8 protein-coding genes are annotated in these 8,238 nt (G+C 70.5%); 3 read left to right on the top strand and 5 right to left on the bottom strand.

All coding sequences use genetic code 11. The annotated features are described in order from the left end of the window. The 3 genes from VF697_RS39880 to hisG all read right to left on the bottom strand — a co-directional run. A partial coding sequence (locus VF697_RS39880; protein ID WP_331103488.1) for a histidinol-phosphate transaminase occupies positions 1–845 on the bottom strand: 845 nt, incomplete at its 3' end. Beyond that, positions 842–2,143, bottom strand: a complete 1,302-nt coding sequence (gene hisD / locus VF697_RS39875; RefSeq protein ID WP_331103486.1) for a histidinol dehydrogenase — start codon at positions 2,141–2,143, stop codon at positions 842–844. The genes hisD and VF697_RS39880, both read right to left, overlap by 4 nt. Beyond that, the gene (hisG, locus tag VF697_RS39870; RefSeq protein ID WP_331103484.1) at positions 2,140–2,994 is read right to left on the bottom strand and encodes an ATP phosphoribosyltransferase; all 855 of its coding nucleotides are present in this window, start codon (positions 2,992–2,994) and stop codon (positions 2,140–2,142) included. Before hisG ends, hisD begins: the two co-directional genes overlap by 4 nt. Positions 2,995–3,278: 284 nt before the next feature. On the opposite strand from hisG, the gene thiO reads away from it, so the two are divergent. From thiO to moaA, 3 genes are all read left to right on the top strand, one after another. After that, positions 3,279–4,388, top strand: coding sequence for a glycine oxidase ThiO (thiO, locus tag VF697_RS39865; protein WP_331103482.1), 1,110 nt, complete (start codon positions 3,279–3,281; stop codon positions 4,386–4,388). A gap of 113 nt (positions 4,389–4,501) precedes the next feature. After that, positions 4,502–5,818 carry an HD domain-containing phosphohydrolase gene (locus VF697_RS39860; RefSeq protein WP_331103480.1) on the top strand — a complete coding sequence of 439 codons (1,317 nt, stop codon included), beginning with the start codon at positions 4,502–4,504 and terminating at the stop codon, positions 5,816–5,818. A gap of 48 nt (positions 5,819–5,866) precedes the next feature. Next, positions 5,867–6,868 carry a GTP 3',8-cyclase MoaA gene (gene moaA, locus VF697_RS39855; protein WP_331103478.1) on the top strand — a complete coding sequence of 334 codons (1,002 nt, stop codon included), beginning with the start codon at positions 5,867–5,869 and terminating at the stop codon, positions 6,866–6,868. 81 nt (positions 6,869–6,949) lie between these two features. On the opposite strand, the gene VF697_RS39850 is transcribed toward moaA, so the two are convergent. Together VF697_RS39850 and VF697_RS39845 are read right to left on the bottom strand one after the other, a co-directional pair. Next, positions 6,950–7,321: a DUF4870 domain-containing protein gene (locus VF697_RS39850; protein WP_331103476.1), complete on the bottom strand. Its 372-nt coding sequence runs from the start codon at positions 7,319–7,321 to the stop codon at positions 6,950–6,952. A 134-nt stretch (positions 7,322–7,455) separates the two neighbouring features. After that, positions 7,456–8,238: phosphomethylpyrimidine synthase ThiC (locus VF697_RS39845; protein WP_331103474.1), on the bottom strand; the 783-nt coding region annotated here is incomplete at its 5' end.

Here is an 8,238-nt window from a genome sequence, read left to right as displayed (position 1 = left end):
AACGACTTCAGCCCCAGGTTCTCCAGCTCGGCCACCAGCCGCTCGCGGATGGCCAGCGACTCGGCCGCCCGCGCCTTCATCCACGGCACGTCCTCGGACAGCACCGCGGTGGCGATGCGCTCGGACAGGCCCGCCACCTTGTAGGGCCCGCGCGCCTTCTCCAGCTCGGTCACCAGCGTGGGGTTGCCCACCGCGTAGCCCACCCGCATGCCCGCCAGCCCGAAGGCCTTGGACAGCGTGCGCGTCGCCAGCACGTTGGGCCGCGAGGCCAGGTCCAGGTGGCTCTCCCGGGCGAACTCGGCATAGGCCTCGTCGAGCAGGACGATGCCCGGGGCGTTGTCCACCAAGCGCTCCAGCGCGGCCCGCGAGGCCGGCGTGCCCGTGGGGTTGTTGGGCGTACAGACGTAGATGAGCTTCGCGCCCGTGGCGAGCAGCCCGTCCACGTCGATGTCGAAGTCCGGCTTGAGTGGTACCGGCGCGGCCCGCAGCGCGTTCGTCTTCGCGAAGTAGGGCAGCATCACGAAGGTGGGGTCCGGGAAGGCGAGGAGGTCGCCCGGTTCCAGGAAGGCCCGCAGGGTGCTGTCGATGACGTCGTCCGAGCCGCACCCGGTGGTCACCCCCGAGGGCTCCACGCCCGTGTAGGCGGCCACGGCCCGCTTGAGATCCTGGGCGTAGCCCACGGGGTAGCGGGTGACGTGGGAGGCCACCGTCTCGCGCAGGACGCGCTCGGCGGCCGGGGGCATGCCGAAGAGGTTGGTGTTGTCGCTCAGGTCCACACTGCACTTCACCTTGGAGGGCGAGTACAGCGGGATGTCCCGGAACGAGGCACGCGAGGGCAGCGTCATGGCTTCCTCCAGCCACGAGCGGCCTCGGCGTGGGCGAAGAGGCCCTCGCTGTCGGCCAGCAGGCCCACGTCCTCGGCGAGCCGCGCCGCCGCGTCGCGCTCCACGCGCTGGTAGGTGGTCCACCGGTAGAAGTCGAGCACGCTCAGCCCCGAGTACGCACGGGCCAGGCCCGCGGTGGGCAGCACGTGGTTGGCGCCCGTCATGTAGTCGCCGTAGGCCACCGAGGCGTACTGGCCCACGAACACCGTGCCCGCGTTGCGCACCTTCGACAGATCCCCCACCGGCCCTCGGGTGGCGAGGAGCAGGTGCTCGGGAGCGAAGTCCGCCACGAAGGGCCAGGCCTCATCGAGCGAGTCCACGCTCAGCACGGCACCGCGCTCGCTCAGGGCCTTCGCGACGATCTCCTGGCGCTGTGCCCGCGCCGCCGCCCGGCCCACCGCTCCGGCCACCTCCCGGGCCAACGCCTCCCCCACCGCCACCGTCACGCAGCAGGCGTCCGGGTCGTGCTCGGCCTGGGCCAGCATCTCCCGCGCCACCGCCTCGGGGTCCGCCGAGCCGTCCGCGACGACGAGGATCTCACTCGGGCCCGCCGGCGCGTCGATGGCCACCGCGTCCACCACCTGCAGCTTGGCCGCCGCCACGTAGGCGTTGCCCGGGCCGACGATGCGGTCCACCCGGGGCACGCTCTCCGTGCCGTAGGCCATGGCCGCCACCGCCCCCGCCCCACCGAGCGCGAAGACGCGATCCGCGCCCGCCAGCGCCGCCGCCGCCAGCACGCCCGCCGAGGGCTTCCCATCCGGGCCCGGCGGCGAGCAGACGATGACCTCGCCCACCCCGGCCACCTTCGCCGGCACCACGCCCATCAGCACGCTGCTCGGGTACACGGCCCGGCCCCCCGGCGCGTACACGCCCACGCGCCCGAGTGGATCCGGCCGGCGCCCGACGAGGATGCCCGGCTCCGTCTCCACCTCGGTGGCCTGGGGCTTCTGCGCCGCGTGCGCCTTGGCGATGTTGCGTGCCGCGCGGGCCAGCGCGTCCTTCAACTTCGGCTCCAGCGACGCCAGCGCCGCCTCACACGCCGAGCGCGGCACCTCCAGCGACTGGAGCTCCGCGCGGTCGAACTCGCGCGCCATCTCGCGCAGCGCCTTGTCCCCGTCCCGGCGCACGCGGGCGATGAGGTCCGCGGTGCGCTGCGCGACGCGGGCATCCGACTCGCCCGTGCGATCCAGCAGGCGGCGACGCGCCTCGGGGGACAGGTCCTTCAGCCGCCCCTGGTACTTGAGCGTGGGGGTGCTCACGGCATCAGCCTCTCGATGCGGGTGACGAGGATGCCCTCGCAGCCCAGGGCCTTCAGGGCCGAGATGGTGCGATAGATGCTCTTGGCGGGCACCACGGCGTGCACGGCCACGAAGTCTCCGCCCTGCACGTCCACCACGGTGGGGCCATTGAGGCCCGGCAGCACCTCGCGCACGTTGGGCAGCACGCGGCGCGGCACGTTGGCCATCAGGTAGCGCTTGCCCCGGGCCGCCAGCACCGAGCCCAGCGCCTGCCGCAGCTCGTCCAGCTTCGCCGCATCCTCGGAGGCATGGCCCTTGCGAGCGATGAGCCGGGCGCTCGACTGCACCACCGTGCCCACCTCGCGCAGGCCGTTCATCTTCAACGTCGAGCCCGAGGACGTCAGGTCCACGATGATGTCCGCGATGCCCAGGTGCGGGGCGATCTCCGTGGCGCCCGACACCGGCACCACCGTCACCTTCTGGCCACGCTTGGTGAAGAACTCCTGCGTCAGCCGGGTGAAGGAGGAGGCCACGCGCACTCCGTCCTGGATGTCCTCGAGCTTCTGGATGCCGCTCTCCTCGCGGGCGGCCACCACCAGCCGGCACTTGCCGAACTCCAGGTCCATCAGGAGCTCCAGGTCCCGGCCGGACTCGCACACCAGGTCCCACCCGGTGACACCGGCGGCCGCCGCGCCATCGGCGACGAACTCGGGGATGTCCTGGGCGCGCACGAAGATGGCCTCGAACTCGCCGCCGAGCGACGCGGTGAGGGCCCGCTCTCCTCGGACACGGACCTCCAGACCGGCGTCGTTGAAGAGCTCACGAACCTCCTCGGAGAGGCGACCTTTGTTGGGCAGGGCGATTTTCAGCATTGGGGTACTCGGAGAGGTGGGGGACGGGCTCGAAAACGAAAAAAGCCCGTCCTGGGTGGGACGGGCTTCCGGTCACTGCGGCAGGTGCATCGGGGGCGTCTCTACGCTTCACCCGGACATGCGCACGGCGAACGGTCCCGTCAGGGCCGGCCGATGATGCGCGGGGTGGTGATGAGCGGACGCGAAACGCACGGGTCCATTGGTAGCGGAAAACCCCCCGTGCCGTCAACCCAACCTACCGCACACTTGCCAAACCCCACCCCGTGCGAGCACAAGCGCCACCGATGCGTGACATGAACGTGGTCATCGTCGGGGGCGGAGTCATGGGGTGTGGCATCGCCCTGCGGCTGCGCCAGGCCGGCGCGCGGGTGACGGTGCTGGAGCGCTCCATCCCCGGGGCCGAGGCCTCTAGCGCGGCGGGCGGCATCCTCGCCCCCCAGCAGGAGTCCGAGGGGCCGGGGCCCTTCCTCGAGCTGGGCCTGCGCAGCCGGGGCCTGTACCCGGACTTCGCCGCGGAGCTGCTCGCCCTCACGGGCGTCAACGTGAACTACCTGCCCAGCGGCCTGCTGCACCTGGCCTTCGACGAGGCCGAGGCCCAGCGCCTGGAGACCACCGTGGGCTGGCAGCGCGCCCTGGGCCTGCGCGCGGAGCTGCTCGCCACGGCCGAGGTGCACGCCCTGGAGCCCCAGCTCTCGCCCCAGGTGGTGGCCGCCGCGCGCTTCCAGGATGACCACCAGGTGGACAACCGGCTGCTGACGCGGGCCCTCACCATGGCCGCCGCGAAGGTGGGCGTCACCTTCCGCACCGGCTACGTGCGGGGCGTGGTGGAGGAGCACGGCCGCGCGGTGGGCGTGGATCTGGATGGGGACACGCTGCGCGCGGACGCCGTGGTGATCGCCGCCGGCTCCTGGTCCGGCCTGGTGCAGGGCATCGCCTTGGATCCGCGCGTGGTGCGCCCGGCGCGTGGGCAGATGGTGCAGCTCCAGACCCGGTTGCCGCTCTTCTCGCACGTCATCTTCTCCGACAAGGGCTACGTCATCCCCCGGGCCGACGGGCGCATCCTCGCCGGCAGCACCCTGGAGTTCGCCGGCTTCGAGAAGCACGTCACCGCCGAGGGCCTGCACCGCATCCTCTCCCTGGCCATGCAGATCTGCCCCGCGTTGGCCTCGGCGCCGGTCCAGGAGACGTGGGCGGGCTTGCGGCCCTATACGGAGGATCACCTCCCCATCCTGGGGGAGGGCCCCCTGCCCGGCCTCTTCCTGGCCACCGGTCACTTCCGCAACGGAATCCTCCTGGCCCCCATCACCGCGAAGCTCGTGGCCCAGGTGGTCCTCGGGGAGTCTCCCTCCGTGGACCTCACCCCGTTTCGTTTTGATCGCTTCCCCCGTCGCTGAGCCGACAGGGGGGCATTCCCTACCCCCCCCGTCTCACGACCGGACGGCCGAGAATCTCGAAAAACCGAGTTGGGTTGGCCTTCCGCGGCCCGATCCCCCTAGAATCGCCCCCTGTGGAAGCTATTCCTCCCGTACCTCCCCGCATCCTGATCGTCGACGACGACGATTCCGTGCGCGACGTCATCTCCGTCCTCCTCAGAGAGGAGGGCTACAACTGCGTGGTCGCCAGTGGCGCCGAGATGGCCCTGGACATCGCCGGGCAGGAAGAGACACCGCTGGTCATCAGCGACATGAAGATGCCGGGCAAGGACGGCCTGTGGCTGCTCGAGAACCTGCGCGAGCGCTACCCGGACACCTCGGTCATCATGCTGACGGGCTACGGTGACACCGAGTCCGCGGTGGACTGCCTGCGCCGCGGCGCCGTGGACTACCTCCTCAAGCCACCCAAGCTGACGGATCTCATCCGCGCCATCGAGCGGGCGCTCGCCAAGCGCCGCATCGAGCTGGCACGCAAGCGCTACCAGAAGAAGCTGGAGCGCAAGGTGAGGGACCGCACCACGGAGCTGCGCAACGCGCTCCGGGACATCGCCCACACCTACCAGTCCACCCTGCTGGCGCTGGTGGCGGCGCTGGACGCCCGCGAGCACGAGACGTCGGACCACTCGCAGCGCGTGGTGCGCTACACCAACGCCATCGCCGAGCGTCTGAGCATCAAGGGCCAGGAGTTGGAGGAGATCGGCCGCGGCGCCCTGCTGCATGACATCGGGAAGATTGGCGTGCCGGACGCCGTGCTGCTCAAGCCGGGAAAGCTCACCCCGGAGGAGTGGCAGGAGATGCGCAAGCATCCGGACATCGGCTTCCAGATGATCCAGAACATCCCCTTCCTGGCCACGCCGGCGCAGATCGTGCTCTCGCACCAGGAGCGCTGGGACGGCCAGGGCTACCCGCGCAACCTCCGAGGCCAGGAGATCCACATCGGCGCGCGCATCTTCGCCGTGGCGGACACCCTGGACGCGATGACGAGCGACCGGCCCTATCGCAAGGGCACCTCGTTCGCCAACGCGATCGCGGAGATCAACCGCTGCGCGGGGACGCAGTTCGACCGCGAGGTCGTCCGGGCCTTCCTCGACATCGGTGAGCAGGCGCTCATCAAGATCCGCGAGGACATGCAAAACCGGAAGCTGACCCTGGTGCAGGCGGAGGTCCATGCCCAGGAGGCCGAGGCCACCCTCGCCCGGCTCGGCGATGATCTGGACGACCTCGACCAGACCATCCCCGGCCCTGGCAACCCGGCGCCGGTAACGGGTGGCCCGGGGCCCTCGACTCGTGCCGCGCCTCCCGCCGCTCCCCCCGCCACCGCAGCCCCGGCCCAGCAGCCGCTGGTCCTCTCGGTGCTGGCGGGTGGACGCCAGGGCAACACTCGCGACTGATGGGGATGCCAGCACCGGGCAGAACGGTTAAGAGGTGAGGCTCCTACGATGACTCTCCCTTCCCCTCTGCCCAGGGATCCCCTGACTGCTCCCCTGCTCGACGCGCAGGGGCGGACCATCACGTACCTGCGCCTGTCCGTGACGGATCGGTGCAACTTCCGCTGCACGTACTGCTCGCCGGCGAGCTGGGGTGGGAAGAAGGATCTCCTGACGCCCGGGGAGTTCGAGCGCATCGTCTCCGTCTTCGCCCGCCTGGGGATCCGGCGGGTCCGACTCACCGGGGGCGAGCCCCTCATCCGCCCGGACATCGTCGAGGTCGCCCAGCGCATCGCCGCGGTGCCCGGGGTGGAGCGGGTGGCCATCACCACCAACGCGAGCCACCTGGAGCGGCTGGCCGTGCCCCTGCGCGAGGCGGGTGTCACCCAGCTCAACCTCAGCCTGGACACCCTGTCCGAGGCCACCTTCCGGCGCATCTCCAAGCAGGGAGACCTCGCCACCATCCTGCGCGGCATCGACGCGTCCGTGGCGGCGGGCTACGCCTCCCTCAAGCTCAACGTCGTCGTCATGCGCGGGGTGAACGACCTCGAGGTGCCCGCCCTGATCGCCCATGCCCACGCCCGGGGCATCGTGCCGCGCTTCATCGAGCTGATGCCCTTCGGCCAGGGGACGCCGGTGCCCACCGCGGAGTTGGTGGAGCAGATCCAGGCCTCGGGCCTCCCCCTCGTCCCCGAGGACGCGCGGCACGATGTCACCTCGGGCCCGGCGAGCTACTGGCGCGCCCCCGGGGGGCTGGTGGGCTTCATCTCGCCCCTCACCCAGAACTTCTGCGGCGGCTGCAACCGCGTGCGCGTGGCCTCCAATGGAGACCTGCGGAGCTGCCTCGGCGGGCGGGCCCAGGCGCCGCTGCACGCGCTCATCCGCGGCGGTGCCACGGACACGGACCTGGCCCTGGCCATCCGCCACGCCCTCGGTGAGAAGCCCGAGGGCCACCGTTTCACCGAGCCCGGCGCCGGGACCTCGCTGCTGTCCATGATGGGCATCGGCGGCTGAGCCCCGGAAGCACGACGGGCGAGGACCGGCCCCCTCGTGGAGGCCCGCCTCGCCCGTGGCGCTACTGCCCCACGCGTGGGGTTACTTGATCAGCCGGATGGTGGCCGGGTAGCGGTAGGCCTCGCCGTTGTTGGCCTTGATGCCACCGATGATGGACAGCACCAGCGCCGCCAGACCCACCAGCGGCATCAGGCAGGCGCCGATCAGCACGAAGGTCAGGATGAACGAGGCGACGAACGCGATGCCGACGGTGATCTGGAAGTTGAGCGCCTCGATCGCCTGACGCTCCACCCAGGCGGACTCCTTGCCCTTCGTCTGCCAGATGATGAGCGGGCCGATGAAGGCCAGCAACAGACCGCTCAGATGCGACAGCATCCCCCACGTCTTCTCATCCTGCGTCGGCATCGATGAACCGGTGATGAACGAGCCGACCTGCTGACCCTGCTGCTCCATTGAACCCCTCCGAGAACTACCGGGCGCGTCAAGCCGCGCCCTGACGCCTCCATACTCCCCCACTCCCCGGGTAGATGTCACGTAGTAGGCATCCCGGGGAGAGGTCGGAGGGGACCTTACGGGTCAGGAGGAACTCAGCGGTAGAGCTCCGCGCCGGCCTTCTTGAACTCCTCGCTCTTCTCGGCCATGCCGGTCTCCAGCGCCTTCTGCTCGTCGAGCACCCCGGTCTTCTCGGCGTAGTCGCGCACGTCCTGGGTGATCTTCATCGAGCAGAACTGCGGGCCGCACATGGAGCAGAAGTGGGCCACCTTGGCGCCCTCGGCGGGCAGGGTCTCATCGTGGAAGGCGCGGGCGCGCTCGGGATCCAACGAGAGGTTGAACTGGTCCTCCCAGCGGAACTCGAAGCGGGCCTTGGACAGGGCGTTGTCGCGCAGCTGCGCGCCCGGGTGCCCCTTGGCGAGGTCCGCGGCGTGGGCGGCGATCTTGTAGGTGATGACGCCCTCCTTCACGTCGTCCCGGTTGGGCAGCCCCAGGTGCTCCTTGGGGGTGACGTAGCAGAGCATCGCCGTGCCGAACCAGCCGATCATCGCCGCGCCGATGCCACTGGTGAAGTGGTCATACCCCGGCGCGATGTCCGTGGTGAGGGGCCCCAGCGTGTAGAAGGGCGCCTCGTGGCAGATGGCGAGCTGCTTCGTCATGTTCTCGTGGATGAGGTGCATGGGCACGTGGCCCGGGCCCTCGATCATCACCTGCACGTCGTGCTTCCAGGCGATCTTCGTCAGCTCGCCGAGCGCCTCCAGCTCGCCGAACTGCGCCGCGTCGTTGGCATCCGCGATGGAGCCCGGCCGCAGCCCGTCTCCCAGGCTGAAGCTGACGTCGTACGCCTTGAGGATCTCGCAGATCTCCTCGAAGTGCGT

The sequence above is a fragment of the Archangium sp. genome (assembly GCF_036388035.1).
Lineage (GTDB): Bacteria > Myxococcota > Myxococcia > Myxococcales > Myxococcaceae > Archangium.
This window is presented reverse-complemented; position numbering and strand designations above follow the sequence as displayed.